General features: G+C 74.6%; 22 protein-coding genes and 1 pseudogene. 8 read left to right on the forward strand and 15 right to left on the reverse strand.

The window, feature by feature from the left end; genetic code table 11:
• Positions 1 to 45: 45 nt before the first annotated feature.
• The gene (locus K353_RS17700) at positions 46 to 876 is read left to right on the forward strand and encodes a hypothetical protein (RefSeq protein WP_146616497.1); all 831 of its coding nucleotides are present in this window, start codon (positions 46 to 48) and stop codon (positions 874 to 876) included.
• 116 nt (positions 877 to 992) lie between these two features.
• Here K353_RS17700 and K353_RS17705 read toward each other — a convergent pair whose 3' ends face one another.
• A complete protein-coding gene (locus K353_RS17705; RefSeq protein ID WP_111554580.1) occupies positions 993 to 5,282 on the reverse strand; it encodes a discoidin domain-containing protein in 4,290 nt (1,429 codons plus the stop codon).
• Positions 5,283 to 5,743: 461 nt separating this feature from the next.
• On the opposite strand from K353_RS17705, the gene K353_RS17710 reads away from it, so the two are divergent.
• The gene (locus K353_RS17710; protein ID WP_111554581.1) at positions 5,744 to 6,769 is read left to right on the forward strand and encodes a serine hydrolase; all 1,026 of its coding nucleotides are present in this window, start codon (positions 5,744 to 5,746) and stop codon (positions 6,767 to 6,769) included.
• A 48-nt stretch (positions 6,770 to 6,817) separates the two neighbouring features.
• On the opposite strand, the gene K353_RS17715 is transcribed toward K353_RS17710, so the two are convergent.
• Positions 6,818 to 7,396 (reverse strand): DUF1990 family protein, encoded by a 579-nt coding sequence (locus tag K353_RS17715; RefSeq protein WP_111554582.1) that lies wholly within the window; start codon positions 7,394 to 7,396, stop codon positions 6,818 to 6,820.
• Positions 7,397 to 7,541: 145 nt separating this feature from the next.
• On the reverse strand, positions 7,542 to 7,754 hold the full coding sequence (locus tag K353_RS17720) for an EF-hand domain-containing protein (RefSeq protein ID WP_111554583.1): 213 nt from the start codon (positions 7,752 to 7,754) through the stop codon (positions 7,542 to 7,544).
• 255 nt (positions 7,755 to 8,009) lie between these two features.
• On the opposite strand from K353_RS17720, the gene K353_RS17725 reads away from it, so the two are divergent.
• A complete protein-coding gene (locus K353_RS17725) occupies positions 8,010 to 8,573 on the forward strand; it encodes an EF-hand domain-containing protein (protein WP_111554584.1) in 564 nt (187 codons plus the stop codon).
• A 42-nt stretch (positions 8,574 to 8,615) separates the two neighbouring features.
• Here K353_RS17725 and K353_RS17730 read toward each other — a convergent pair whose 3' ends face one another.
• From K353_RS17730 to K353_RS17750, 5 genes are all read right to left on the reverse strand, one after another.
• Positions 8,616 to 9,179 (reverse strand): hypothetical protein, encoded by a 564-nt coding sequence (locus tag K353_RS17730; protein ID WP_111554585.1) that lies wholly within the window; start codon positions 9,177 to 9,179, stop codon positions 8,616 to 8,618.
• Positions 9,180 to 9,366: 187 nt separating this feature from the next.
• Positions 9,367 to 9,951: a TetR family transcriptional regulator gene (locus K353_RS17735; RefSeq protein ID WP_111554586.1), complete on the reverse strand. Its 585-nt coding sequence runs from the start codon at positions 9,949 to 9,951 to the stop codon at positions 9,367 to 9,369.
• Positions 9,952 to 10,031: 80 nt separating this feature from the next.
• Positions 10,032 to 11,021 carry an aldo/keto reductase gene (locus K353_RS17740; protein WP_111554587.1) on the reverse strand — a complete coding sequence of 330 codons (990 nt, stop codon included), beginning with the start codon at positions 11,019 to 11,021 and terminating at the stop codon, positions 10,032 to 10,034.
• A gap of 170 nt (positions 11,022 to 11,191) precedes the next feature.
• Positions 11,192 to 12,259 (reverse strand): hypothetical protein, encoded by a 1,068-nt coding sequence (locus K353_RS17745; protein WP_111554588.1) that lies wholly within the window; start codon positions 12,257 to 12,259, stop codon positions 11,192 to 11,194.
• Positions 12,260 to 12,321: 62 nt separating this feature from the next.
• Positions 12,322 to 12,960, reverse strand: a complete 639-nt coding sequence (locus K353_RS17750; protein ID WP_111554589.1) for a hypothetical protein — start codon at positions 12,958 to 12,960, stop codon at positions 12,322 to 12,324.
• A gap of 238 nt (positions 12,961 to 13,198) precedes the next feature.
• Between K353_RS17750 and K353_RS17755 the strand changes: the two genes are divergently transcribed.
• Positions 13,199 to 14,035: an NAD(P)H-binding protein gene (locus tag K353_RS17755; RefSeq protein WP_111554590.1), complete on the forward strand. Its 837-nt coding sequence runs from the start codon at positions 13,199 to 13,201 to the stop codon at positions 14,033 to 14,035.
• Between the two features lie 32 nt (positions 14,036 to 14,067).
• On the opposite strand, the gene K353_RS17760 is transcribed toward K353_RS17755, so the two are convergent.
• The 6 genes from K353_RS17760 to K353_RS17785 all read right to left on the reverse strand — a co-directional run bounded on the left by K353_RS17760 (position 14,068) and on the right by K353_RS17785 (position 20,441).
• Positions 14,068 to 14,955 (reverse strand): MurR/RpiR family transcriptional regulator, encoded by an 888-nt coding sequence (locus K353_RS17760; RefSeq protein ID WP_111554591.1) that lies wholly within the window; start codon positions 14,953 to 14,955, stop codon positions 14,068 to 14,070.
• Between the two features lie 114 nt (positions 14,956 to 15,069).
• Positions 15,070 to 16,386: a cyanophycinase gene (locus K353_RS17765; protein ID WP_111554592.1), complete on the reverse strand. Its 1,317-nt coding sequence runs from the start codon at positions 16,384 to 16,386 to the stop codon at positions 15,070 to 15,072.
• Positions 16,387 to 16,552: 166 nt separating this feature from the next.
• Entirely contained in the window at positions 16,553 to 17,767 is a 1,215-nt protein-coding gene (locus K353_RS17770; protein WP_233533647.1) for a M20/M25/M40 family metallo-hydrolase, read from the reverse strand.
• On the reverse strand, positions 17,764 to 18,516 hold the full coding sequence (locus K353_RS17775; RefSeq protein WP_100838206.1) for an amino acid ABC transporter ATP-binding protein: 753 nt from the start codon (positions 18,514 to 18,516) through the stop codon (positions 17,764 to 17,766). Before K353_RS17775 ends, K353_RS17770 begins: the two co-directional genes overlap by 4 nt.
• 16 nt (positions 18,517 to 18,532) lie before the next feature.
• The gene (locus K353_RS17780) at positions 18,533 to 19,483 is read right to left on the reverse strand and encodes an amino acid ABC transporter permease (RefSeq protein WP_111554593.1); all 951 of its coding nucleotides are present in this window, start codon (positions 19,481 to 19,483) and stop codon (positions 18,533 to 18,535) included.
• Between the two features lies 1 nt (position 19,484).
• Complete coding sequence (locus tag K353_RS17785; protein ID WP_111554594.1) at positions 19,485 to 20,441, reverse strand: ABC transporter substrate-binding protein; 957 nt, start codon at positions 20,439 to 20,441, stop codon at positions 19,485 to 19,487.
• 320 nt (positions 20,442 to 20,761) lie between these two features.
• On the opposite strand from K353_RS17785, the gene K353_RS17790 reads away from it, so the two are divergent.
• The 3 genes and pseudogenes from K353_RS17790 (at position 20,762) to K353_RS17800 (ending at position 24,178) form a co-directional block, all read left to right on the forward strand.
• Positions 20,762 to 22,033: a cyanophycinase gene (locus K353_RS17790; protein WP_111554595.1), complete on the forward strand. Its 1,272-nt coding sequence runs from the start codon at positions 20,762 to 20,764 to the stop codon at positions 22,031 to 22,033.
• 146 nt (positions 22,034 to 22,179) lie between these two features.
• Positions 22,180 to 23,136: an ABC transporter substrate-binding protein gene (locus K353_RS17795; RefSeq protein ID WP_111554596.1), complete on the forward strand. Its 957-nt coding sequence runs from the start codon at positions 22,180 to 22,182 to the stop codon at positions 23,134 to 23,136.
• 308 nt (positions 23,137 to 23,444) lie between these two features.
• Positions 23,445 to 24,178: pseudogene (locus tag K353_RS17800) on the forward strand (ABC transporter ATP-binding protein).
• Positions 24,179 to 24,354: 176 nt separating this feature from the next.
• Here K353_RS17800 and K353_RS17805 read toward each other — a convergent pair.
• Positions 24,355 to 25,407: an FAD-dependent monooxygenase gene (locus K353_RS17805; protein ID WP_370447619.1), complete on the reverse strand. Its 1,053-nt coding sequence runs from the start codon at positions 25,405 to 25,407 to the stop codon at positions 24,355 to 24,357.
• 255 nt (positions 25,408 to 25,662) lie between these two features.
• Between K353_RS17805 and K353_RS17810 the strand changes: the two genes are divergently transcribed.
• On the forward strand, positions 25,663 to 26,163 hold the full coding sequence (locus tag K353_RS17810; protein WP_111554597.1) for a hypothetical protein: 501 nt from the start codon (positions 25,663 to 25,665) through the stop codon (positions 26,161 to 26,163).
• The last annotated feature ends 107 nt before the right edge of the window (positions 26,164 to 26,270 follow it).

The following is a 26,270-nucleotide window of genomic DNA, read 5'->3' on the forward strand; positions in this document are numbered from 1 at the left end:
AGTCTCACGCGCGGGAGCGCCCCGCCGGTCGGAGGGGGTGTCGGGATGGGAGTCCACGGGGTGGCGGCGGCCGGTGCGCGGGCGGCGCGGGTCGATCCGCTGCTGGCCGACCGGGTCGTCGAGGCACTGCTCCTCGTCGGTCTGCCCGTCGCGCACGGCGGCCACGGGCCCGGCGTCCACCTGTTCGCCACCGGCGGCGCGGCCGGGGACGGGTGCGGGGACGGGGACGGGGTCGATCCGGACCGCTGGCCGCTGACGCTGCGCTGGCTCTGCTCCGCCCGGCTGGAGGACGCCGCCGCGGCGGCCGGGGCGGACAGCCCGTGGCCCCGGACCCGGCAGGTGGTGGCGGACAGCGTCGAGACCGCGCTCGCCGAACTGCTGCCCGCCCTCGGTCTGGCCGCCGTCCGCGAGACGCCCGAGGGCCCGACCCGGGTCGGGCCGGCCGACCCCGCCGCAGCAGCCGCCGCACCGGTCTCGACCGTCCCGCCGACGGACCCGGCACCGCACCTTCCCGCCGAGACCCTGGCCGCCGTCCGCCGCAGCGCCGCGCTCGCGGGCCTCCCGCTGGCCCGGCACCCCCGCGCGGCCGGTGTCGCACTCACCACCTGCCCGCCCGTACCGGGCGCACCGGACGCAGTGCTCACCCCCGGCGTCCCGGACGTCGTGGACGTGGCCTGGCACCCGTCCCCGCGGCTGCCCGGCGCCCCGGCGGTGTCGACCGCCGTGCGGGAGGCCATGCACCACGCGGTCGGCTCCGCGCTCACCGCCTGCGGCCTGCGCACCTCCTGGCACCGTCCCCCGGACAGCCCCCCGCACCTGCACGCCGACGCCCCCGGCACCTCCGCCGCCTCCGCCCCGGCCGCCGCCGCCCGCTGAGCCGTCCGCCCCGGGACGCGGACCGGCCCCGGCCGGGCGGAGTGGTTCCTCCGTCCGGCCGGGGCCGTCGCACCGGTTAGGCGAACTGCGCGAACTGCGCGGGGCGCCGGGAGCGGCTACCCGTTGGTGATCGTGAAGCTGGTGCCGGGCTGGCGGACGATGTCGCCGTCCGCGGAGTTGCTGACCTGCACGTTGGTGAGGACGGCGCTGCCGCGGGCGCCGGACATCGCCAGGATGCCCGCGCCGTTGTTCGACTTGTCGATCCGCACGTTGCTGATCCTGACGTCGGGGAGGGCCCCGCCGCCGGTCTTGAACTGGATGCCGTCGTAGGTGCTGTCGTGGATCTCGGTGTCGCGGATGACGACGCCGGGGATGTCCTGGCTGGCGGCGAACAGGGTGAGCGCGCCGAACTCCTGGGCCTCGTTCCAGAACGCGCCGCCGCTGCGGTAGATCGCGTTGTTGGCGATCAGGGTCTGCCCGGAGAAGGGCAGCGGGTCGTGGTCGGTGGCGAGCATGATGCCGGGGTAGTTGGCGGTGTCGTAGACCAGGTTGTTCTCGATCCGGTTGCCGTAGCCGCCGTACACCGCGATGCCGGTGGCGCGCCACGGGAGCTGGACGGTGTTGTTGACGAAGGCGTTGTCGTGGCCGATGTCGACGGCGGTGTTCTTGACGTACTTGTTGGCCCAGACGGCCATCGAGTCGTCACCGGTGGTGCGGAAGGTGGAGTTGAACACCGAGGAGTTGCGGGTGCCGTCGGCGAAGTTGATGCCGTCCGCGTAGGTGTCGCGGATGCGCATGCCGCTGAACTGGAGGCCGTCGGCGGGGTTCCACAGGTCGGGGATGTTGTCGTAGTCGCGGCCGACCCAGACGGCGACGTTGGCGTGCTCGATCCAGACGTTCTCGATCTTGGTGTTCTTGCCGAACCGGCCGTTCAGGCCGACGCCGCCCTCGGCGCCGTCGGAGGCGCCGCGGATCCGGCCGGAGCCGAAGATCGCGATGTCGGAGATCCTGGTGTTGTCGTCGATGTCGAAGCCGAAGTTGCCCTCGTGCGGGTGGTTGATGCTGCCGGTGGCGTTCTGCGGTTCGGTGAGCGTGTAGAACTGCGAGTACCACATGCCCGCGCCGCGGATGGTGACGTCGCGGATGCCGACCTGGTTGTACATGCCCCGGTTGAGCGGGTCGTCGGTGAGGATCTTCTTCTCCTGGCGCCACTGGCCCGACGGGATCCACACGCAGGGGATGCTGCCGTTCTGGTTGGCCGTCACGGCGGCCTGGATGGCGGCGGTGTCGTCCTGTCCGTCGTCGGGGACGGCCCCGAAGTCGGCGATCGAGGTGCACTCGGCCGGCTTGGCCTTGGGCGGGGCGACCTGCTCCAGGTCGACCAGGTCGATGGTGTAGAAGGACGCGGTGTCGCCGCTGTCGCGCTGGAGGCGCAGCTTGGTGCCGGCCGGGTAGCTCTTGGGGAGCAGCGCGTGGGTCTCGTCGAAGAGCCGGCGGGCGTCGGCCTGCGGGGTCTGGGTGAGGCCCTCGGGCTGGTCGGTGTTGCCGTACAGCCAGCTGTGCTTGGAGGAGAGGGTCAGCTTCTGCACGAACACGTTGTCGGCGTAGAGGCTGAGCGTGGCGTCGATGCCGCCGCCGCCGGGGGCGTCGGGGATCGAGTTGCGCACCACGATGGAGTTGGTCGGGACGGTGGAGGTGATCTCGACGTACTGGCCGGTGGCGGTGAGCTTCACCGACTTGCGGCCGGAGGACTCGGAGGCGTAGTTGGTGTGGCCGAAGGTGCGGGTGGCGTCGGCCTGGAGGAGTTCGCCCTGGTAGGCGCCGTCCTCGGCCTCGTAGCTGGTGAAGGGTGCGGCGGCGCCGCGGCCGACCACGATGGCCTTGCTGAGGGTGTTGTTGTTCTCGTTGGTCTCCTTGGCGGTGCCGGTGGCGTCGGCGGTGACGGTGATCGTCGCGCCGCCGGCGACGGCGGTCCAGGTGCCGGTGACCGGGAGGGTGAGGGTCTGTCCGGCGGGGATCGCCGGGGTGGTGGTGTTCAGCGTCGCGGTGCCGACGGTGAGCCGGGTGACGCCGGCGGGGGCCGGGTCGATGCCGCGGTTGTGGAGCTTGACGGTGAACGAGGTGGCCGCGCCGGCCGCGGGGCTGGCGGGGTTGGGGGTGACGTCGAGGACTTCGAGGTCGGGTCCGGGCGCCTGGCGGACGGTGATCGGGCTGCCCGCGGCGAGCAGGTTGTTGTCCTCGTTGCGCTCGCGGACGGTGTTCTTGGGGTCGACCCGGGCGCTGGGCAGGTAGCTGCCCTGCGGGCGGGTGCCGATCTCCTTGCTGACGGTGGCGGACTCGCCCGCGGCCAGTGCGGGGACGGCGACGCTGTCGGCGAGCGCGCCGCCGAGCAGCAGGTCGACGGTGGTGGCGGCGGCGGGCAGGTTGCCCGCGTTCTTGACGGTGGCCCGCAGCGTGATCGCGGTGGTCTCGTCGGGGCTGGCCGGGGACCACGCCACGTCGGTGACGGTGAGGTCGGGGTTGGGCGCGGGCGTGCCGATGGCCTGGAGTTCGGCGACCTGTCCGGCGGGGGCGCCGGTGTTGGAGGTGAACTTCAGCTGGAGGTCGGCGGCCCGGCCGGTGACCGGGACGGTGACGCTGTTGCCGCCGTTCGCGGGGTCGAAGCGGTAGTCGGCGGCGGCCTTCAGGCTGGTGAAGCCGGTGGCGCCGTCGGCCCGTCCGAGCACCTGGATGTTCTGGGTGCGGGCGCCCCACGCCGGGTCGGGGTTGAGCTTGACGACGACGCTCTGCAGGTCGGCGTCGCTGCCCAGGTGGACCGTCAGGGTGTTGGGGAACGCGCCGGAGTTGCCCTCCCAGTAGGTGGACAGGCTGCCGTCGTTGGCGTTGGCGGGGGCGAAGGTCCACGCCTGGCCGGAGGCCTCGATCGGCTTCCCGGCGGCGAGGTTGCTGCCGGGGGTGCCGGTGCCGGTTCCGGTGCGGGTGACGGACGCGCTGGGGTCGGACTGGTTGCCGGCCGCGTCCTTGGCCCGCACGGTGTACGTGACGGTGGCGGTGGCGGGCTGGCTGTCCGTCCAGGTGCGGACGGTGGCGGCGGTGCTGGCCTTCAACTGTCCGTCGGCGTACACGTCGTAGCCGGTGACGCCGACGTTATCGGTGGCGGCGTCCCAGGTCAGCTTGATCTGTCCGGCGGCGGGCTCGGTGTAGGCGAGGTTGCCGGGCGCGCTGGGCTTGACGGTGTCGCCGGGGGCCTCGCCGGTGCGGGTGACGGGGGCGCTGGGGTTGGACTGGTTGCCCGCGGCGTCCTTGGCCCGCACGGTGTACGTGACCGTCTCGCTCGCCGGGCGGCTGTCCGTCCAGGTCAGCACGTCGCCGGCCACCGAGGCCGCCAACTGGCCGTTGGCGTAGACGTCGTAGCCGGTCACCTTGACGTTGTCGGTGGCCGCGGCCCAGACCAGCTTGATCTTCCCGGCCTCGGGCTGGCTGTACGTCAGGCCGGTCGGCGCGGTGGGCGCCTGGGTGTCGCCGGAGGTCGGGCCGTACGCCTCGAACTCCGCCAGCTGGGCGGCGGGCCAGGCCGAGTTGGCGGTGAACAGCAGCCGCAGGTGGCGGGTGGTGCTGGTGGGCAGCGAGACGGTGACCTGGTTCCCGGCCGCCGGGTCGAAGCTGTAGGCGGCGGGGGCCAGCAGGTCGGTGAAGGAGCTGCCGTCGGTGGAGCCCTGGACCTTGAAGGTCTCGCTGCGCTGCTCCCAGCCGGGCGGGAGCTTCAGCACCAGCCGGTCGACCTTGACGGCGGAGCCCAGGTCGCCCTGGATCCACTGCGGGAAGGCGCTGTTGCTGCTCTCCCAGTAGCTGGCCTGGTTGCCGTCGGCGGCGTTGCCCGGGGTGTAGTTCTGCGAGGTGCCGCTGGCGGTGAGGGTGCGCCCGGCCAGCAGGTTGGCGGAGGCGGCGCTCGCCCCGTAGACCTCCAGCTCGGAGAACTGGGCGGCCGTCCAGGCGCTGTTCGCCGAGACCTGGACGCGCACCCAGCGGGCGCCGGCGGCGGGGAAGGTGATCCGGACGGTGTTGCCGGTCGCCGGGTCGAAGGAGTACCCGGCGGAGCCGACCAGCGGTGCGAAGGTGCTGCCGTCGGTGGAGCCGAGCACGGTCAGCGTCTCGGTGCGGGCGCCCCAGCCGGCGGGCAGCTTCAGCGCCACCTGGTCGATCGAGGAGGCGCTGCCCAGGTCCACCTGGACCCACTGCGGGAGGGCGCCGTTGCCGCTCTCCCAGTAGCTGGCCTGGTTGCCGTCGTTGACGTTCGCGGCCGTGTACTGGCCGTTGGCGCTGCTCGCCGTGACGGGCTTCCCGGCGGCCAGGTTGGGGCCGCCGGCCGCGTGGGCCGGTAGCACGGGGCCGGTGAGCAGGAGCATTCCCGCCACGACCGACGTCGCCGTCAGGCGTGGCAGTAGGCGCTTGGATCTCATGACGTCCCTCTGTCTGGGGGTGGGTGGGGGGAGGGGAAAGTCGAGAAAACGACAGGCATCTGTCTGTTTTTTGCGCGGAGGCACTCAAGAGTTACAGAGGGGTGATGAGAGTGTCAACGGACTCTAAAGAGGCTCCGCATACGGATCGACCGACGGGCGGCAACGGGTGCCGGTGCGCAAGGGTCGAGGGCTGGGCCGCAAGGGCGGTGCGGGGCGCGGGCTCCGCCGCCGCGCGGCGGAACGGCCCGTTTCCCCGAAGTAAACGGGGCTGCGGCTGGAAGCGCGCTTGCGCAAACAACGCAAGCGGACTGTCGACTTCTTGCGCGACTACTCCCCCGCCCGGCTTCTCAGTGGCCGCTCAGGTGGGGCTCATCGCAGGTCAAGGCGGGCGGCAGAGCATCGTCCGCATGACAGCGGCATCGGAACCCCGGACCTCCTCCCGCCGACAGGGGCGTCGGGCCGGGCGCGCCGGGCGGATCAGGCGGGCGGTCGCCGTGGCGGTGGTGCTCTCGGCGCTCGGGGCCTGGCTGGTGCTCTCCCGCTCCACCACCGGCGCCCCCGCGAGCGCGGCGACGTCCGCCTCGGCGCCGTCGGCCGGCACCACCGGCACCACCGGTACCGCCGACACCGCCACTGCCGACGACACCGCCGCTGCCGACGACGCGGCCCAGGACCCGACGGCCGACCGCGGCACCACGCCGGACGCGGACGCGGGCACGGGCGCGAACACGGCCGCCGACTCCGCGCTGGCCGCCGCACTCGGCGGCCTCGACGGGCACTTCGCCGTCACGGTGACCGACCCCGGCTCCGGTGCCACCGCCGGTTGGGGCGGCGACGCGTTCGTCACCGCGTCGATCGTCAAGGTCGACATCCTGGCGGCCCTGCTGCTGGACAACGACGGCGTGCTGACCGGCGACCAGCGGGCCGCGGCGGCGCTGATGATCGAGCAGAGCGACAACGACGCGGCGACCGCCCTGTTCGACGCGGTGGGCGGCGCGCCGGGCCTGGACCGGGCGAACGCGGCCTTCGGCCTGACCGGGACGGTCGCCGGGACGGACGGCTTCTGGGGGCTGACCAGCACCACCGCGGCCGACCAGGCGCGACTGCTGCGGGTGGTGTTCACCGCGGACTCCCCGCTGGGCTCCGCCTCCCGCGCCTACCTGGCGAAACTGATGGGCCTGGTCGCGGACGGCCAGGACTGGGGCGTCTCCGCGGCGGACCAGGGCGGCGCGGCGCAATTGAAGAACGGTTGGCTGCCCCGGGACGGCACCGGCCGGTGGGTGGTCAACAGCATCGGCCGGATCGAGTACGGCGGCCGGTCCCTGCTGGTGTCGGTGCTGAGCGACGGTTCGGCGAGCGAGGAGGCGGGCATCGCGCTGGTTGAGTCCGTGGCGACGGCGGCGGTCCGGGCCTTCGCCGCCGGTCCGCAGTAGCCCCGGCCCCGCCCGGCGGCCCGATCGGCTCCCCGCCGGTGGCCCCGTTCAGGCCGGCCGTCCGCTCCCCGCCCGGGCCGCCGCGCGGGCGACCACCCGCAGGTAGCGTTCGACCGCGAGGTGCTGGAGCAGCAGGGCGACGGGACGGCCGAGCCGGGCGTACCAGGTCGCGAGCCGGAAGAACGCGGTGATCTCGAACCACACCTCGCCGTCCGCGTCCCGGCTCACCACGAAGGACTCCTCGCCGCGTTCGGGGTGTCCGGGGAGGGTGCCGTAGGCGAAGCCGATCCGGTCGGGTTCCTCGACCGTCCAGACCACCCGGCAGGGGATGACCAGGCGGGGCAGCCGCAGTCCGGGCAGGGCGAGCCGGAGCAGGACGGTGTCGCCGGGGAGGATGCGGCCGGGCACCGGGTGGATCGCGAAGCCCGAGCCCAACTGGACGCCCCAGCCGAGCACGTACGCCCCCGCGCGCTCCAGCACGGCGGGCCCGTGGCCGAGGTGGACGCGGCGGCGCAGTGTGGCGTACCCGGCGGGCAGGGCGGCGGAGCGGGTGGCGCCGACCTCGGGGTAGCTGGGCGCGGCGGCGCGGGCGGCCCGGTGGCGCGCGCGGAGGTCGTTCGACGGCACCGGTCAGTTGTACGGCGTCCGGCGGCGGTCGGGCAACCTCGCCGCGGCGTCGGCGTCCGCGCGGTCGGCCGACCGCGCCCGGTCGGCGCGCCGCGCCGCGTGTGCCGCGCCGCGCGTGCCGACCGGGAAGGGGGCCTGTCGGCCGTCAGCCCTGGAGGGAGGCCCAGAACTCCTCGAAGGACAGCCTGCCGTCGCCGTTCGCGTCCTTGGCGTTGATGATCGCCTGGGCGACCGTCTCGGTGACGTGGTAGTCGCCGAGCTGGGCCATGACCGTCTTGTACTCACGCGCGGTGATCCGCCCGTCGCCGTCGACGTCCAAGCGCGCGAATGCCGCCCGTGCCGCTTCGATGTCCGCCACGAACCCACCCCTTTTCTCACTGTTCCACTGCTGACTCGACGCCGTGTTCGACGCGCGGGCCACAATAGCCGCCGCTCGCGGCCGCCCGACGAGCCGGTCCCGGTCCGGCGCGCGCCGGGCTCCGCACTCCCCCGGCGCGGGGCCGCACGGACGCCGTGCGACCGCGCGCTGCCGTAGGGAGCGCCGGGGCGGAAAGGATCACCTCGCACCCGGACGAGGTGGGGATCCGGGCCGGGCTTCGAGAAAGGCACCGCCATGGCGAGCGAGTTCCAGCGTCACAAGCTGACGAGCATGTTCCACGCCTTCGACACGGACCGGAACGGCTACCTGGACCAGCAGGACTTCCGGGCCCTCGCGGACCGCTGGAAGCAGCTGCCCCGGGTGGCGGCGGAGCCCGAGCTGGCGGCCCGGGTGGAACGGGTGATGCTCGGCTGGTGGGACACCCTGTACGCGGCAGCGGACGCCAACGGCGACGGCCTGGTCGACCTGGACGAGATCCTGGCCGTGGTGGACCGGCTGCCGGAGATGCGCCCGGCGGTGGCGGAGACCTCGGACACCGTCTTCGACGCGATCGACGAGAACGGCGACGGCCGGATCTCCCGGGAGGAGCACCGCCGCCTGGTCGACGTGTGGAACGGGCAGCCGACGGACACCACCGGTGTCTTCGAGCTGGTCGACCTGGACGGCGACGGCTTCCTCTCCCGGGAGGAGTTCACCGAACTGTGGGCCCAGTTCTGGATCAGCGCGGACCCGGCGGACCCGGGCAACCACCTGTGCGGGGCGCTCGCCCCGGCGGCGGACGGCGCCGCCGGAGCCTGAGGGCGGCCCCCGAACGGGCGCGGGTGCGGGGGCGTCGGCGGCTCAGCCCTGCTGGGCGCGCGGGGCGCGGGCCCGGACGAGGGCGACGTAGCGGATGGTGAAGACCATCGGGACGACGAAGCCGGCGATCTGGACGATCAGCGAGGGGGTCGAGTGCCCGTGGCCGCCGTGGGCGAGGACGCCCAGCACCACGGCGGTGACCGCGAAGGCGGCCGTCCACACCGCGGTGATGACCACGTTGACCCGGATGAACGGCTTGAGCGTCCAGAACTCCTGCGGGGTGGTGCGCTTGGCGATGCCGAGCGTGAACGGCTTGCCGATCAGCAGCGAACCGCCGGCGATCACCGCGAGGACGGCGGAGGACAGCGCCGCGGAGTAGTCGCGGACGCCGGAGTGCGGGTCGGCGAAGGCGATCGCGGCGAGCACCGCGAAGTACAGGGCGGAGCCGGTCTCGATGATCAGCGCGTCCCATCCGGCGCCCGCGAGGCGCTGCTGGACGATGACGGCGGCCGCGACCACCAGGCCGGCCAGCGCGGCCCACTGCCACTGGGACGAAGGGACCACCGCGAAGATGATCCAGGGCAGGAACGTGCGCAGGTAAGACATGGGTGCGGTATCCCCCTCGATGGTCGGCCGGCACTTCCTCAGGCCGTCTTTCCGCAGGATATCCACTGGCAGGAGCGGGCACACCGCCCGTTCGCTGGACGGATCATGACACTTCGTCGGCTGGACGGATCATGCCACCGGGCGTCCGGACGGTGACGGGGCGTCAGCCCGCGGCGGCCGGTGCCGGTCAGCGCGGGGCGAGCCCGGTCAGCAGCAGGTCGACGACGGCGTCCAGGTCGGCGTCGTCGGTCGGGGAGGTCCAGTCGGCGGCGTGGGCGGGGTGGTGGAAGCGGGCCGTGGCCTGGAAGGCGGCCCGGCCCGCGACGGCCGGGTCCGCCGCGGCGAGGTCGCCGGCGGCGACTCCGGCGGCGACGATCCGGGCGAGCTGCCCGGCCAGCTCGTCCTCGTGCGCGGTGACGACGGCGGTCGCCTCGCCGATCAGCTCCCGGAAGGTGCGCTGCAGTTCTGGGTCCTGGAGGGCGTACTGCCGCTTGGTCGCGTGGAGGGCGCGCACCCAGTGGCGCAGCCGTTCGGGGGCCGGGAGCGCCGGGTCGTCGGCGATCGCGGCCATCGGCGCGGACGTCCGGCGCAGCCAGCGTTCGGCGACCGCCTCGCGCAGGGCCGCCTTGGTGCCGAAGTGGCGGTAGACGCTGCCGTGGCTGACGCCGAGCGCGCGGGCGACGTCCACCACGGTCGCCTTCGCCGGGCCGTAGCGGCGCAGGACCTCCTCGGCGGAGTCGAGGATCCGCTCGGCGGTCAACTGTTCGGTCATGGCCTCGAGGTTACCGTTCGCCCACGTCGTCCCCGGCGCGGGCAGAGCCCGACCGGGCCGTACCCGCTCCGCGTCCGCGCCTACCGCTCGCTGTCGAGCATCGCCATCTGCGCCGGGTCGTAGCGCTCGCCGCGGGCGGCGCCGGCGGGCACGGCGGCCTCGATGGCGGCGAGGTCGGCCGGGGTCAGGGTGACGTCGAGGGCGCCGAGCGCCTCGTCCAGGCGGTCGCGGCGGCGCGCGCCGATCAGCGGGACGAGTCCGTCGCCGCGGCCGAGCACCCAGGCGATGGCGAGCTGGGCGACCGTCACCCGCTTCTCCTCGGCGATCGCCCGCAGCGCCTCGACCAGGGCGAGGTTGTGGTCGAGGGCGTCGCCGCTGAAGCGCGGCAGGTGGGAGCGGAAGTCGCCGGCGGCGGCCTGCGGCTTCCAGTGGCCGCTGATCAGGCCGCGCGAGAGCACGCCGTAGGCGGTGACGGCGACGCCGAGTTCGTCGGCGGTGGGCAGGATGTCCTGCTCGATGCCGCGCGAGATCAGCGAGTACTCGATCTGGACGTCGGTGATCGGGTGGACGGCGTGGGCCCGGCGCAGCGTCTCCGCGCTCACCTCGGACAGGCCGATGTGCCGGATCCAGCCCTTCCCGACCAGTTCGGCGAGCGTGCCGACCACGTCCTCGATCGGGAACTCGGGGCTGAGCCGGGCCGGCCGGTAGACGTCGATGTGGTCCGTCCCGAGCCGCTGGAGGCTGTAGGCGACGAAGTTCCTGATCGCGGCGGGGCGCAGGTCCACCCCGTCGAAGGCGCCGTCCGGGTCGCGCAGCGCCCCGAACTTGACGCTGATCACGGCCCGCTCGCGGTCGCGTCCGCGCAGGGCCTCCTGGAGGAGCATCTCGTTGTGCCCCATGCCGTAGAAGTCGCCGGTGTCGAGCAGCGTGACGCCCCGGTCGAGGGCGGCGTGCACGGTGGCGATGCTCTCGGCCCGGTCGGCCGGGCCGTACATGCCGGACATGCCCATCAGTCCCAGGCCGAGGCGGGAGACGGACGGGCCGGTGGTGCCGAGCGTGGTGTTCTCCATGGCTCCACCGTACGCGCGCCGCTGACAGATTTCAAAAACTGTCAGTCCAATTCTGTCGGGACGGGGTGGTGCGTCCGCAGCGACAGCGGCAGCGCGCGACCGAGCCCCCGGCCGGGATCCGGTCGGGGGCTCGGTCGGAGGTGCGGTCGCAGACGCTGCCGCTGGCGCGGTCAGATCGCGAGGAGCTGCTGGAGCAGGTCGCGGTACTCGCGCAGCGAGAGGCGCAGGTCCTCGGTGCGCGAGGAGTCGTCCGCCGCGCCCCGGCGCTCGCCGTCCTTGTCGCCGTCGGCGTGCCACGCGTCGCGCAGCGCGGTGCGGCGCTCGCGCAGGCCCTCGGTCAGCCGCTGCACCGTCTCTTCCAGCGCCTTGTCCGCCTCCTGCACGGCCTGGCGCGGGTCGTCCACGAAGGTGCCTATCGCGTGGTCCATCCGCTGCGTCAGCTGCGAGGTGAGGTCCGACGGAATGAGCGGCTGGTGGGTGCCGGAGCCGTCCGCCGTGCGCGGCTGCCCGGCGGCGGAACGGGTGCGGTCGCGGTCCTCGTCCTTCGCCACCGCGCCGGAGGTGGCGACCGCACCGGTGGACTCCACGCCGGTGGCGGCGGCCCGGACGCGGTCACGGTCCTCGTCCTTCGCCACCGCGCCGGAGGTGGCGACCGCACCGGTGGACTCCACGCCGGTGGCGGCGGCCCGGACGCGGTCACGGTCCTCGTCCTTCGCCACCGCGCCGGAGGTGGCGACCGCACCGGTGGACTCCACGCCGGTGGCGGCGGCCCGGACGCGGTCACGGTCCTCGTCCTTCGCCGTCGCGCCGGAGGTGGCGACCGCACCGGTGGTGGCGCCCGCAGCGGTGGTGGCGGCGGTGCCGCCCGCCGGCGCGGGGCGCTGGGCGGTGCCGGTCACGGGCCGGGTGTCACCGGTGGCGCGCGGCGTCTCGTCGGTCGTCACGAACCGGCCCGGGGCGCCGTTGCGCGGGACGAGGTGCGGGTCGGTCGCGTCGGCCGTCTCGCGCCGCACCTCCTCCGCCTGCCCGTCCTGCTCCGGCCGCCCCGCCTGCTCCAGCCGCTCCGGTCGGCCGGCGGCGTCGCGGTTGCGGTCGGCGTCGCGGTTGCGGTCGGCGTCGCGGTTGCGGTCGGCGGGGGTGCGGGTGCCGTCCTGAGCGGTGCCGGTGCCGGTGCCGGTGCCGGTGTCGGCATCGGTGTCGAGGGCATCGGTGCGTCGGCCGTGGTCGCTGATGGTCATGCGGTCCTCCTCGGGAAACGGTGGAGCGACGGTGTCGTCGTGGCGGGGGTCCGGGCCCGCGTTCACGCGTGGTGCTCGCGCTGCGTCGGCACCTGCCGCGGGCGGCGGGCGGTCGGCATGCGGTCCTTGGTGGTGGTGTGGGCCGCGGCGCGCTCCGGCTCGCCGTCCGGGCCGATCAGCGCGAGGAACAGGTCCCGGGCCCGGACCAGGGCCGCGCGCTGCTCCTCGGTGTTCTTGGCCCGCCCGGCGGTGTCCGGCCGGGAGATCGCGTGCAGCACCCGGTAGGACTCGACGTGCTCGCCGTGGTCGACCGAGATGGTGTCGATCTGCGCGTCCACGTCGGAGTCGGGGTAGCCGCGCTCGCGGGCCACCCGGGCCAGCAGTGCCTCCGCGTCGGCCAGTGCCTGCCGGGGGTCGTCGACGAAACGCGTCTTGACCTGCGCCCACTGCTGCTCGGCCCGGGCGCGCTCGGCGCTGCTCAGCGGGGTGAGCGTCAGTTCCCGGTGGCGTTCGACGCGCTGGGCGAGCTCACGCTCGGCCGCGGTGGTGTCGCCGTTGTGGCGGGCGACGGTGCGCTCGTACTCGGGCCCGAACTGGCGGCTCAGGCTCGGGTGCTGCTGGCGACGGCGGAGGGCGAACGCACCGAGCGCCGCCACCGCCACGACGATCACGACGATCGCCACGATCAGACCGCTGGACATGCTCTGCCTCCTGACGCGGGGGCCGCTCGGGCCGCCCTGTTCGGTTCGCTCGCGGTGTCGGGTGACCCGTATCACGCTCCCCAAACACCGCAGCTCCCCTGACGGCCCGTCAGGAAGTTCCCGCGTCCGCCGCCCCGCCCCTCCGGCGCGGGATGTCACACCCGGCGCCCCGTCCGACTCTGGGGTTCGGACGGCGGGGCAGCGGCCCCGCCGACGGAACGCGACGAGGAGCGGACACATGATCATGGTGACGGGCGCGACCGGAACGGTCGGACGCGAGGTGGTGCGGCTGCTGGCCGCCCGGGGCGTCGAGGTGGCCGCCGTGACCCGCGATCCGGCGGCGCGGTTCCCCGACGGGGTCCGGCGGGTGGTGGGCGACCCGTCCCGGCCCGGGTCGCTGGCGGGGTCGCTGGACGGGGTGGCGGCGCTGCTGCTGAGCCCGCGGGCCGTCGGCGGGGCGGCGGCCGAGCTGCTGGCGCTGGCGGCGGAGCGCGGGGTGCGGCGGGTGGTGGTGCTGTCGGCGGTGACCGTGGAGTACGGCGGCGGGTACCGCCGTTTCGCCGCGGAGTTCGAACGGGTCGAGGCGGCGGCCCGGGCCTCCGACCTGACCTGGACGTTCCTGCGCTGCGCCGACTTCGCCGCCAACACGCTCGCCTGGGCCCCGCAGATCCGGGCCACCGGCGCCGCGCGCGGCGTGCACGGCGCGGCCGCCACCTCCCCCGTCCACGAACGGGACGTCGCCGAGGCCGCCGTCCTGGCCCTGCGGGAGGACGGCCACGCGGGCCGGGCGTACGCCCTCACCGGCCCCCGGTCCCTCACCCAGTACGACCGGGCCCGCCTGCTGGGCGAGGTGCTCGGCCGGGAGGTCACCTTCGAGGAGGTCCCCCCGGAGGTGCTGCGCCGCTCGCTGCTCGCCCAGGGCCTGCCCGCCGACGTCCCCGACCGCCTGATCGGCTACGCCGCCGCCTGCCTGGCCGCCCCGGGCCCCACCACCGACACCCTCCCCCGCCTCCTCTCCCGCCCGGCCCGCACCTTCACCACCTGGGCCGCCGACCACGCCCCCGCCTTCACCTGACCGCCCGGCCCGGCCCCTCCTCCGGGTCGGGATCAGGTCAGGCCGATCCGGCCCGCGGTCTCCTCGACGTGCTTCAGGTGCTCGGGGGCCCGCTCCCCCAGCGCGGTGACGAGACCGGCGACGACGGTCTCCACCACGGCGAGGGTCGGCACCAGGCTGTCGTACGGGGACGGTGCTCCGACCTGGCTGGAGAGGACGACCTCGGCCTGGGTGCTGACGGGCGACAGCCAGGCGTCGGTGAACAGGACGACGCGTCCTCCGGCTTCGCGGACGAGTTCGGCGAGGGTGACCTTGTCCGTCTCGTAGCGGCGGTAGTCGAAGACGACCAGCACGTCGCGGCGGCCGAGCGCGGCCAGCAGCGCCGTCCGCTCGACCGGCCGGTCGGGGAGGAAGCGCACGTCGTCGCGGAGCTGCATCAGGTGCAGGCCGAGGTACTGGGCGAGCAGGTGGGTGAAGCGCCCGCCGGCCAGGGTGACGCGGCGTTTGGGGTCGGCGAGCAGTTGCACGGCCCGTTCCAGCTCGTGCGGGCTGACTTCGGCCAGGGTGCGGTCGACGGCCGCGGTGAACACCTCGCGGCCGTGTGCGAGCAGACCCGCCGTGCCCGGCTGCGGGGGGCGCCCGCCGTCCTCGCCCGTGCCGCCGTGGCGCGCGGTGCTGTAGAGGGTCAGCGGCGACGCCTGGCGTTCGTCGAGTTCGGTGCGCAGTGCGGCCTGGAAGTCGGGGAAGCCTCGGTAGCCGAGCCGGTTGACGAACCGGATCACGGTGGGGGCGCTGACGTCGGCGCGCTCGGCGAGGGTGGCGACCGTCTCGAAGCCGGCGGCCGGCCACCCGGCGAGCAGGACGCGCCCGACCTTCCGCTCGGCGGGGCTGCAGTCGCCGAGGCGCTGGCGGATGTCCTCGGCGAGCGTGACGGGTGCCATGGCGCGGTTCCTTTCCCGGGCGTCGGCGGGGTGGACGGTCCGGAGCTGTGGTGGTCCGCAGCCTAGCGAAGGGCCGGGCTGCGGAGATCTTGTTCGGGGATGTTCGTCGCCCGGCTACCCGGCGGTGGGCGCGATCGCCAGGTCGAGGTCGGTGAACGAGGCGGCGGTGGCGCCGTCGAGCGTCCAGGCCCGGGTGTCGGGTCGGCGCTGGAGGGTGACGGTGAAGGCGGGGCCGCTCTCGTAGGTGGTGGCGGTGGCGGTGCGCCGGGTGCGCTGGGCGGTGAGGGCCCGGGCGGTGCCGGAGAGCGAGTAGGGGGTGCCGTCGGGGTCGTCGATCGAGTGGAACGCGTCGTGGTTGGCGGGGACGGGGGCGGTGTCGGCGGGCTTGAGGCGGTCCTTGGCGGGGGCGGGCCGCACGGTCCAGGTGCGCGGGGCGTACCGGTCGCCGCCGGTGAGGTAGCTGTAGCGGACGCCGTCGACGCTCCAGCGGCCGCCGGTCGTGCGGGCGTGGGCGTGGCGCAGGTCGAGGACGGTGACGCCGTGGGTGCCGAGCACCCGGAGGGTCTCGTCGCGGGTGCCGGCGTGCTCGACCTCGATCGCGGTGTCCTCGTCCAGGGCGAACACCCGGTCGTGGCCGGTGTCGGCGGCCAGCCGGACGGCGCGGCCCTCGCGGCCGTAGGTGCCGGTGTGGGTGTCGAGCAGGCCCGCGTCGAAGAAGCCGAAGCCGCCGCGCGGGAGGTAGCCGAGCTTGGTGGCGTCGTCGAAGTAGCCGGGGGCGCTGCCGTCGCGCAGGGCCTGGTAGCTGTCGCCGCCGGTGACCATGTCCGGTCCGGAGGCGATCTGGGCGCCGGCGCTGGAGCCGGCCACCACGGCGCCGTCGGCGAGCTTGGCGCGGATCGCGGCCAGCACCTTGGAGTCGGTGTGGGCGTCGCCGTGCAGCAGGGTGGTGACGTAGCGGTACTGGTCGCCGCCGCCGAAGAAGAAGCCGGTCATCGACTGGACCTGGGCGACCACGGCGTCCGAGTCGGCGGCGTCGACGTGGTCGAGGTCGACCGGGATCCACTGGGCGTCGGCCGCGCCGTGGTGGCGCAGCAGGTCGGCGTAGTAGGCGCCGTTGCAGGCCGAGTTGGAGCACTTGGCGGGGTCGGCGGCGTCGGGGTCCTGGCTCTCGGGGACGGAGGCGGCGGTGAGGACGCCGATCCGGGCCTTCCCGGCGCCGCCGGCCTTGGCGATGACCTCCTGGTAGATCTCGGCGTTGTCGTCCTTGAGCCCGCCGCCGACCAGGATCAGCGTGCCGCCGGGGCGGTGCCCGCCGGGGTGGGCGGGGGCCGGGGCGGCGAGGGCGGACGGGGCGGCCGCGGCGACGGTGGCGAGGGCCGCGGCGAGGACGAGGGCGGCCCGGCGGGGGCGGGCGGGGAGGTGGCGGTTCATCCGTGGTCTCCAGGTGCGATCGGGCCGGTGCGTGCGGGGGTGCGGCGGGCCCGGACCGGCACCCGGCGGTGTCCGGTGCGGGCCCGCCGGGGGTGGGAGCGGCGGTTCGCGGGTGCCCGGGCGGAGCCGGGCCGTTCGGTGGTGCGAGGGGGACGGAGGTGCGGGCTCAGGCCCGCCGGAGGCGTTCGACCAGGCTGGCCAGCAGGGCGATCCGGGTCGGCACGCTGGCGGTGTCGAGCCACTCCTCGGGGGTGTGGTCGGCGCCGCCGACGGGGCCGAGGCCGTCGAGGGTGGGGACGCCGAGGCCGGAGGTGAGGTTGGCGTCGCCGACGCCGCCGGTGGCGGCGCCGCCCACGGTGAGGCCGAGGTCGGCGGCGGCGCTCCGGGCCAGGGCGAGGACGGCGCGGGTCGCGGGGCCGAACTCCATCGGCGGGCAGAGGTCGAGCTGGTCGACCCGGGCGGTGGTGCCGGGGACGGCGGTGCGGCTCGCGGTGTCGTGGATCGCGTCGAGGGCGGTGCGCAGGGCGGCGCTGGTGGCGGCCCTGACCTCGACCTGGAGTTCGGCCTCGGGGCAGACGATGTTCGGCCGTGTGCCGGCCCGGACGACGCCGACGTTCAGGGTGACGCCCGGCCAGGTGTCGTTGAGGGCCTGGAGGGCGACCACCAGGTGGGCGGCGGCGAGGGCGGCGTTGGCGCCGCGTTCGGGTTCGATGCCGGCGTGCGCGGCCCGTCCGGTGACGGTGACGAGCAGGTCGGCGACGCCCTTGCGCTGGACGACCAGGTCGCCGTTCTCCCGGGCGCACTCCAGGCCGAGCGCGAAGTCCGCGTCGCGGCAGAGCAGTTCGGTCACCGGGCGGCTGGCGGGCGAGCCGACCTCCTCGTCGGGGGTGGCGATGAGGACAAGTTCGGCGAAGGCGGTCCGCCGGTGGCGGACCAGCAGTTCGGCGGCGGTGACGCCGGCCAGCAGGCCGCCCTTGTCGTCGCTGACTCCCGGCCCGTACGCCCGGGTTCCGACGGCGCGGAACGGCCGGGCGGCGGCGGTGCCGTCCTCGAAGACGGTGTCCATGTGGCCGATCAGGACGATCCGGGCCCCGCCCTCCTCGGGCCGCAGGGTGCCGGGCAGCCGGGCCACCAGGACGTCGCCGAAGGCGCGGCCCTCGACGGGGTCGACGGCGAGGCGCTCGGTGCTGAACCCGATGCCGTGCAGCCGGTGCCGGAGCCAGTCCGCGACCCGGTTGACCCCGTCCCGGTGGTGGCTGCCGGAGTCGATGGTGACCAGGTCGGCCAGGTCGGCGAGGTAGCCGGGCAGGGCGGCCCGGGCGGCGTCCAGCAGCGCCGCGGCGCGCGGTTCGGGGACGGCCCGGGTGGGGGCGGCGCTCACAGGACCTTGGACAGGAAGGCGCGGGTGCGCTCCTGCTCCGGTTCGACCAGCACGGTGCGGGGGTGTCCGGCCTCGACGACCACGCCTTCGTCCATGAAGACGGCGGTGTCGCCGACCTCGCGGGCGAAGCCGATCTCGTGGGTGACCACGACCATCGTCATGCCGTCGGCGGCCAGGTCGCGCATCACGTCCAGGACGTCGCCGACGAGTTCGGGGTCGAGGGCGGAGGTCGGCTCGTCGAAGAGCATCAGCTTGGGCTTCATGGCCAGCGCGCGGGCGATCGCGACCCGCTGCTGCTGGCCGCCGGAGAGCTGGGCGGGGTAGTGGTCGGCGCGGTCGGCGAGGCCGACCCGGTCCAGCAGCCGCAGCGCCTCGGCGCGGGCGTCGGCGCGGTTGACGCCGGCGACCCGGACCGGCGCCTCGGTGACGTTCTCCAGCGCGGTCAGGTGCGGGAAGAGGTTGAAGCGCTGGAAGACCATGCCGATCTCGCGGCGGCGCTCGGCGACCTCGGCCTCGCGCAGCTCGTGCAGCCGGTTGCCGGACTGCCGGTAGCCGACCAGGTCGCCGTCGACGGTCAGGCGTCCGCCGTCGACCTTCTCCAGGTGGTTGATGCAGCGCAGGAAGGTGGACTTGCCGGAGCCGGACGGGCCGAGCAGGCAGCAGACCTGTCCGCGCTCCACGGTCAGGTCGATGCCCTTGAGGACGTCCAGCCTGCCGAAGTGCTTGCGCACGCCCTCGGCGTGCACCATGGGCCGGGCCATCGGTTCAGCCCTTCCGTTCGCGGGTGGTGGGGAGCAGGCCGGGGAGGCCGGTGAGCATCCGCCGCAGCGGGGGGACGTGCCCGGCGCGGGTGGTGCCGCGGCCGTAGCGGCGCTCCAGCCAGGCCTGCGGCACGGAGAGCACGGTGACCAGCGCCAGGTACCACAGGGCGGCGACCACCAGCATCGGGATGACCTGGTAGTTCTGGGCGTAGACGTCCTGGATGTTGGACATCAGGTCGTGCGCGGCGATCACCGAGACGTACGCGGTGGTCTTGAGCATGTTGATGGTCTCGTTGCCCATCGGCGGGATGATGACCCGCATGGCCTGCGGCAGCACGATCCGGCGCATCGTCAGGACGGGCTTCATGCCCAGCGAGTGGGCGGCCTCGGTCTGGCCGGGGTCGACGGACTGGATGCCGGCCCGGATGATCTCGGAGGCGTAGGCGGCCTCGTTCAGGCCCAGCGCGAGCAGCGCGGCGACGGACGCCGGGAGCAGGTCGTTGGTGTCGAACTCCACGAAGGTGACGGTGGTGAACGGGATGCCGATCATCAGGTGCTTGTAGAGCGCGGCCGCGTAGCCCCAGAAGAGGATCTGGACCAGGAGCGGGGTGCCGCGGAACAGCCAGACGAAGCCGGTGGACAGCCCGTACAGGACGGGGTTGTCGGACAGCCGCAGGACGGCGACCAGGGTGCCCAGGCCGAGGCCGACCGCCATCGCGGCGGCGGTCAGCCACAGGGTGGTGGCCAGGCCGTCGAAGATCAGGTCGGCGAAGAGGTAGTGGCCGACGACGTCCCAGTGCAGGTTGGGGTTCTTGGCGAGCGAGCCGACCAGGCCGACCAGCGCGACCAGGGCCGCGACGGCGGCGATCCACCGTCCCCAGTGCCGGACCGGGACGGCCACCAGGTCGTCCGGCCGGGCGGGGGCCGCCTCGGCGGGGCGTGCGGTGACGGGCATGTCAGTCCACCGCGCTGTTCTTGGTGGCCTGCCGCACGGCGATCGAGGCGACGCCGTACTTGTCGTAGATCTTGGCGAGCGAGCCGTCGTCGATCAGGGACTGGAGGGCCTTCTGCACGGCGTCGGTCAGCTGCGGCAGGTTCTTGGCGACGGCGATGCCGTTCGGGGAGGCGTTGTAGCCGCCGAGCGCGGCCGGGTCGTCGGCGAGTTCGAAGGCGGCGCCGCCGTCGGCGGTCTTGGCGGTCCAGCCGGCGGCGGGCTTGGTGAGCACGTCGGCGACCACCTTGCCGGAGCGCAGGGCGAGTTGGGCGTCGGAGTCCTTGGGGAAGGTCTGCACGTCGACGGCGCCCCTGCCGAGCTCGCGGCACTTGTCCTGGTGCTTCTCCAGCAGCTTCTGCTGGTTGGTGGCGGTCTGCACGGCGACGGGGTGGCCGCACAGGTCGTCGAGGGTGGCGATCTGCTGCGGGTTGCCCTTGGCGACCAGGATGCCGCTGCCGGAGACCGAGTAGTCGACGAAGTCGACGACCTGCTCGCGCTCCTTGTTGTCGGTGATGGCGCTGATCGCGGCGTCGTACTTGCCGGCCTGGAGGGCGGGGACGATGCCGTCGAACTTCTGTGCCTGGAACTCGAAGCGGACGCCGAGCTTGGCGCCGACGGCCTGTCCGAGGTCGTAGTCGAGTCCGGTCATCTCCTGGCTGCCCTCGGAGACGTACATCTCGAACGGGGGGTAGGGGACGTCGGTGGCGACCCGGACCTTGCCGGACTTCCTGATCGCGTCGGGGAGCGCGTCGTGCAGGGCCTGGTCCGGGGTGATGCTGACGCCCGCGACGGTCACGGGGGCCGTGGCGGAGGCACCGGCGGCGGCCGGTGAGGTGGAGCTGCCGCACGCGGTGGCGGCGAGGGCGGCGGTGAGCAGGACGGCGGGGAGGGCGGTTCTGCGCAGGGCGGAGCGAGGCATGGGGGACCTTTCAGGGGTGCCGAAGCAGGCTCCGCAGACGTTACAGATCGTCCAGTTGTAGCGCTAGATGTAATGGCGGATACGAATGGGTAACGGCGGCCTTGCGGGCGGTGGACCAGACCACAATGGCACGTCCGTGTAAAACCTCCGGCGAACCGGCTATTACATCTATCCGTCTCGACCGAGCTTCTGTATGTTCCGTTTCATCGCTCGCCGGGCCCCCACCCCCGTCGGCCGAGCATCCTCCCGTGCGCATCCGACGCCCGGGCCCCCCTGCCCGGAGCCCCACCGCGCCCGGGCCCTCCCCCACGGAGCAGCCAGTGCCCTCCACCGCTCGCCGCACCTCCGCCCTCGCCGTCGCCGCCGTCCTCACCGCGGCGCTCGGCGCCCTCGCGCCGGTCGGCGCGGCGCACGCCGCCACCGGCCCCGGCGCCCTGATCCTGGGCGGCGGCGCCATCGCCGACACCAACAGCGCCGTCTACGGCACCTTCGTCGCCAAGTCCGGCGGCTCCGCGGCGCGGATCGGCGTGATCACCGCCGCCTCCGTCGTCCCGGCCGACGACCCGGACGCCGACGACCCGGCCACCTGCTCCAACTCCGTCTGCAACGGCGCCTACTACACCGGCCTGCTGAAGAACAGCTACGGCGCGGCCGACGCCCAGTGGATCCCGATCGACCTGGACCACATCTCCAACAACGCCAGCCAGAGCGTCGTCAACCAGATCAACTCGATGACCGGCTTCTTCTTCGGCGGCGGCGACCAGAGCCGCCTGGTCACCACCCTGATGAAGAGCGACAACAGCGACTCCCCCGCGCTGGCCGCGATCCGCGCCAAGTTCGCCGCCGGTGCGGCGATCATGGGCACCAGCGCCGGCACCGCCATCGCCAACGGCCGCGACATGGTCACCGGCGGCGAGAGCTGGGACGCCCTGCGCTACGGGCCGTACACCACGATCAGCGACAGCTACCCCGACGACCTGACCTACCGGCCCGAGGGCGGCTTCAACTTCTTCACCTCCGGGCTGATCGACACCCACTTCGCCGCCCGCGGCCGCGAGGGCCGCATCGTCCGCCTCGCCGCCGCCACCGGCCACACCCGCGCCTTCGGGATCGACGAGGACACCGCCCTGGTCGTCACCAACCCCGGCACCGCGAGCGAGTCCGACGCCGTGGTCGGCACCAACGGCGTCTCGGTCCTCGACCTGCGCGGCGACACCGTCGGCACCCACAGCGGCTACTGGTCGGTCGACGGCGTCAAGTGGAGCTACCTGACCAGCGGCGACACCTACAACCCCGCCACCTGGACCGCCACCTCCGCCAAGCCCGCCTACGCCCCCACCAGCGGGACGGTCGGCAGCCGCTGGAGCGACGTCTTCTCCTCGCCCGACTCCCCCACCGACCACGCCTACCAGCTGGTCAAGATGGCCAAGGAGCTGGTCGGCGCCGGTCGCAGCACCACCCAGTACGGGATCAGCTACGAGAGCGGCCCGACCTTCGAGGCCGACCTCACCAAGGGCACCGGCTACAAGGCGTGGAAGAGCGGCAGCGCGATCTCCTTCGTCAACCTGACCACCCACCTGTACGTCTACTGACCCCCGCCGCCGGCCCCGCCGCCGGCCCCCACGGCCGGCCCCCGCCGCACCGGGCGGGCGGCGCACCCAGGCGCCGCCCGCCCGTCTTCCCGTCTTCCCACCGCCCGTCCGCCTTCCCGCCGCCCGACCCCGGAGGAACGTCCGCCATGCCCCTCTCCCCGACCCGCCGGGTGCTCCCGGCCGCCGCCGCGGCGACCGTCTGCGCGCTGGCGCTGACCGCCTGTTCGAGCTCCGGTCCGGCACCGGCCCCCACGACGACGGCGGCCGCCGTCACGGTCAAGGGCGTCACGATCAGCGCCGACGCGAAGCTGGCCGGGGCGCTGCCCGAGACGGTCCGGAAGGCCGGGAAGGTCCGGGTCGCCACCGACGTCCCCTACCCGCCGTTCGAGATGTACGTCTCCGAGGGCAGCCAGGAGATGACCGGCATCGACTACGACCTCGGGCAGGCCGTCGGCGCCCGGCTCGGCGTCCGCTTCGAGTTCACCGCGCAGAAGTTCGACGGCCTGCTACCGGCGGTCCAGGCCGGCAAGTTCGACGCGGTGATGTCGGCGATGACCGACAAGAAGGAGCGCCAGCAGGCCGTCGACTTCGTCGACTACGTCAACGCCGGGCCCGGCTGGCTGGTGAAGAAGGGCAACCCCGAGCACATCGCGGCCGTCACCGACGTCTGCGGCAAGAGCGTCTCCGTGCAGTCCGGCACCAACCACCAGAAGCTCCTGGAGCAGCGCCAGGAGCTGTGCCGGCAGCAGGGCCTGCCCGCCATCGCCGTGCTGGCCTTCGGCAAGGACTCGGAGGCCCAACTCGCCCTGCGGTCGGGGAAGGTGAGCGCCGACTTCCTGGACGAGGTGACCGCCGCGTACGTGGCCGACACCGCGGACGGCGGCGCCGTCTTCGACACCGTGGCCGGCACCGCGGCCGTCGGCCCGGTCAGCGCCTCGCCGATCGGCATCGGAGTGGCGAAGTCCGTGCCCGGCCTGAAGGAGGCGATCCAGGGCGCGCTGCAGTCCCTGATGGACGACGGCTCCTACCAGAGGATCCTCCAGGCGTACCACGTCCCGGACATCGCGATCGCGAAGGCGACCGTCAACGGCGCGGTCGACTGACGCCCCGCACCGCACGACGGCCGCCCCTCCACCCCTCCGGCGGTCAGGACGGTGCCGGTGCCGTCGGTGACGCCGCCGGAGGCCAGCGCGCGGGCACGGTGTCGGGGACCAGCCGGGCGGGCGCGTCCAGCTGGAGGGCCGCGCGGCAGCGCGCGGCGAGGAAGGCGGGCCCCGCGAGGGCGCACGACACTCGGCTGACCGACCCGGCCACGACCTCGGCCACGACCCCGGCCACGACCCCGGGCCCGGCTCCGGCCACGACCCCGGGCCCGGCTCCGGCCACGACTCCGACTCCGGCCGAGGGCGGGGTGCGGCTGCGCGGCCTGCGCCGCGCCTTCGACGGCCGCACCGCCCTGGACGGCGTCGGCCTGGACGTCGCAAGGGCGAGTTCACCGCTCTGCTGGGCCGCTCCGGCTCCGGCAGGTCCACCCCGCTGCGGGCCGCCGGCCGCCTCGACGGCGGGGGCGAGGGCCTGGTCGAGGTCCCCGAGCCCAGCGCGGTGGTCCTCCGGGCCGCCCGGCTGCTGCCCTGGAGCCGGGTGCCGGAGAACGTGGTGCTCGGTCTGCCCGGGCCCCGGTCCGCCGCGCTCGCCCGCGGCCGGGCCGCACTCGCCGAGGTCGGCCCGGCCGGGCGGGAGCGGGCCTGGCCCGGCACCCTCTCCGGCGGCGAGGCGCAGTGCGCGGCACTCGCCCGGGCCCCGGTGCGGGAACCGGAACTCCTGCTGCCGGACGAGCCGTTCGGCGCCCTGGACGCCCTCACCCGGATCCGGATGCACGCCCTGCTGCGCGACCTGTGCGCCCGGCACCGCCCGGCCGTCCTGCTGGTCGCCCAGGACGTGGACGAGGCCCTGCTGCTCGCCGACCGGGTCCTGGTCCTCGCCGACGGCCGCTTCTGCCTGGACCTGCCCCCGCCCGGCCCGGCCGGACCGGACCGCCGCTGCCGCTACCGCCGGGACCCGGCCTTCCCCGCCCACCGGGAACGCCTGCGGCGGGCCCTCGGCGTCCCGGAGTCGGAGCCGGGAGCCGAGCCGGGGGCGGAGTAGACCCGGGTGCGTCGGTCCGCCCGGTCCTCGCCGCCGGCCGCGCGTGTCCGGAACCGTCCGGGCTCAGAGCGGGGTGTCCCAGTCGAGCAGGCGCAGCAGCGCCTCGTCGGGGCGGCTGTCCGTCGGGCGTCGGGTGTCGCCGGGCGGGCGGGTGTCCCCGGAGGGGCGGGCGGCGGTCAGGCGGGCGCTGGCGGCCGTGTTCTGTTCGGCGCGGGGGCGGCGGTGGTGTTCGCGTAGCGGGCGAGCGCGGCCTCGGTGGTGGGGGTGTCCCGGAGGGCCTTGGCCAGGACGAGGGCGTCTTCCAGGGCCATCGAGGCGCCCTGTCCGGTGGCCGGGGAGGCGGCGTGCGCGGCGTCGCCGATCAGCACCGCGCGGCGGCTGCGCCAGCGGCCTCCGGGCGGCAGGTGGAGGGCGTCGGTGACCATGAGGTCGTCGCCCGTGGCCGCCACGATGTCCGCGCAGGGGGTGCGGTCGGGGCGCAGCAGTTCCTCCAGCCGGGCGCGCCACTGGGCGGGCGTGGTGCGGTCGCGCTCCCGCGGGCCGAGCGGCGGGCCGGGGACGCGGGCGAACCAGTGGGTGCGGCCGGTGGGCGGGACGAGGTGGCCGAAGGCGGCGGCGCTGCCGCGGACCATGGTGATCAGGCCGGGTGCGGCGGCGGGGCGCGGCGCGGCGTAGCTGTAGCCGTAGAAGACGCGCTGTCCGGCGTACGCGGGGCCGGGGCCGTCCGGGTCGAGCCAGGCCCGCACCGTGGAGTGCAGGCCGTCGGCGCCGACCAGGAGGTCTCCGGTGGCCGTGCTGCCGTCGGCGAACCGGGCGGTGACGGCCCGGTCGGTCTCGGTGACGCCGGTGAGCCGGGCGGCGTGCCGCAGCACGATCCCGCGCCGGCGGGCCTCGGCCCGCAGGACGGCGGCGAGTTCGGACCGGCGCAGGCAGCGGTAGCGGGTGAGCGGCCGGTCGTGCTCGCCGAGCGGTACGGACGCCAGTTCCGTTCCGGCCGCGTCCAGGACGCTCATCCGGGTGACGTCGAACCCGGCGCCGGCCACCGCCCGGGCGGCGTCGAACCCGGCCAGGGCGCGCATGCCGTTGCTGGCCAGGGTCATGAACGCGCCGATGTCCCCGTCGCTGTCGGGGTGCGCCTCGTGGACGACCGGCTGGTGGCCGGCCTTGTGCAGGGCCAGTGCGGCCGCCGTTCCGGCGATCCCGCCCCCGACCACCACGATCCGCGCCATGGGCCGCCCCTCACCGTGTCCGCTCCGTCACCGACCGTCCCATCCTCGCAGAGCGGTCCGCGCGGACGGCGCCCCGGCGGGGACGGGCGGGCAGGACGGCCGAAAACCGGCCGCGCGCCCCGCCCGCTCCCGTCCCTCCCGGTTGATTCCGCCCCTTGCATCCTTTCCGTCCCTTCCGTCCCCTTCCGGAGGATTCCGCGCGGGCTCCTTGGGCAACCGTTCGGCACGACAGGACGCGAGGGACGGACGACACCCATGGCCGAGGTACCGAGCAGCCACCGCATGCTCAGCATCTACCTGAACAACCACCTGGCCGGCGCCGAGGCCGGCACCCGGCGGGCCCGCCGGATCGCCGACGCCCACCCCGGCCCGGACCAGGGGGAGGCGCTGCGGCAGTTGGCCGCGGACATCGCCTGCGACGCGGCGTCGCTGCGCCGGGTGATGCGGGAACTCGGCGTCCGCGAACGCCGCCCGTACGCCTGGCTGGGACGCGTCGGCGAACTGGCGGGCCTGGTCAAACCGAACGGCGCCGTGCTGCGCCGCTCCCCGCTGACCGACCTGGTCGAGTTGGAGGCCCTCCGGCTGGGCGTCCTGGGCAAGCGCCAGCTCTGGGCCGTCCTGGCCGACCGGTTCGGCGCCGACTCCCGCGTCGACCGGTCCCGGCTCGACGAACTCGTCGAGCGGGCCGACCGGCAGGCCCACCTGCTGGAGGAGCTCCGGCTGCGCGCCGCCGGGGTGCTGACTCCCCGGCCGTGACCCGGCCGTGGCCGCGACGGCCCCGACCGCCCCGACGGCGGGCACCCCGAGCAGCACCCCGGGCGTTCCGGGCGTTCCGGCGCGCGCGGGCGCCCCGCCCCCTGCCG

This window comes from Kitasatospora sp. SolWspMP-SS2h, from assembly GCF_003259315.1.
GTDB classification, from domain to species: domain Bacteria; phylum Actinomycetota; class Actinomycetes; order Streptomycetales; family Streptomycetaceae; genus Kitasatospora; species Kitasatospora fiedleri.